At 63.9% G+C, this 970-nt stretch carries 1 protein-coding gene; it reads left to right on the top strand.

The window, feature by feature from the left end; translation table 11 throughout:
* Positions 1-149 precede the first annotated feature (149 nt).
* Complete coding sequence (locus tag BQ17_RS19650) at positions 150-806, top strand: riboflavin synthase (RefSeq protein ID WP_089730042.1); 657 nt, start codon at positions 150-152, stop codon at positions 804-806.
* Positions 807-970 lie beyond the last annotated feature (164 nt).

Raw genomic sequence — 970 nt, 5'->3', positions numbered from 1 at the left:
TGCGCTCACCACATCTTACGGCCCTTGCCCAACCTACAAGATCATGTTCTCGGGAGGATTTATACGCGCTCGCCCTGCCTGAGCAGTACACTTGCAGGACTTGGATTATAGTAGCAGATTAGCCTGAGCACTCAACTTAGGGCAAGACCATGTTCACGGGCATTATCCGAGCCATCGGCGAGATCCATACCCTGGAGCCCCGCGGGGGCGATGTTCGCTTGACCCTGGGTACGGGCAAGCTCGACATGATGGCCATTGCTCCCGGCGACAGCATTGCGGTCAACGGGGTCTGCCTGACGGCGGTGCTCGTCGCAGGTTCCGACTTCGCGGCGGACGTATCCCGCGAGACCCTGGCCTTGACCACGCTCGGAGACCTGCGGACCGGAAGTCGGGTGAATCTGGAGCCGGCCCTGACCCTGGCGACGCCCCTCGGCGGCCATCTGATGAGCGGCCACGTGGACGGCCTGGGCAAGGTGCTGGATCGTCACCAGGACGCACGCTCGGTCCGGTTCAGAATCGAGGCGCCCCCGGAGCTCGCGCGCTACATCGCGCACAAGGGGTCCATCGGCGTGGACGGTGTCAGCCTGACCGTCAACGGCGTAAAGGGTCGGGTGTTCGAGCTCAATATCATTCCCCACACCCTCCAGGAGACCATCATGAGCGCATACGGTCCGGGGACCCGGGTCAACCTCGAGGTGGACCTCCTCGCCCGTTATCTCGAGCGCCTGGTACTCGGTGACAAGGCCGCGGACCCCGCTGCCCAGACCATCACGGCGGCATTCCTCGCCGAGCATGGGTTCACCTAGGGGCTATCGCATCTCACGCTCGTTCCCACGCTCCAGCGTGGGAACGGCAGCTTGTCCGCTCCAGCGGACGCAGCTCCTCGGTGCTGATAGGCGTTGGCTGTTAGCCTACCGAGGCGCTTAATCGACGCTGGAGCGTCGGGATCTGCTCCCACGCTGGAGCGTGG

This window comes from Candidatus Thiosymbion oneisti (genome assembly GCF_900092655.1).
GTDB classification, from domain to species: Bacteria; Pseudomonadota; Gammaproteobacteria; order Chromatiales; family Chromatiaceae; genus Thiosymbion; species Thiosymbion oneisti.
The sequence above is the reverse complement of the archived record's forward strand: the minus strand, read 5'-3'. Positions and strand labels throughout refer to the sequence as shown.

Coding starts and splice junctions, on each gene's coding strand:
- BQ17_RS19650 (WP_089730042.1), top strand. CDS start 150: ATGTTCACGGGCATTATCCGAGCCATCGGCGAGATCCATACCCTGGAG.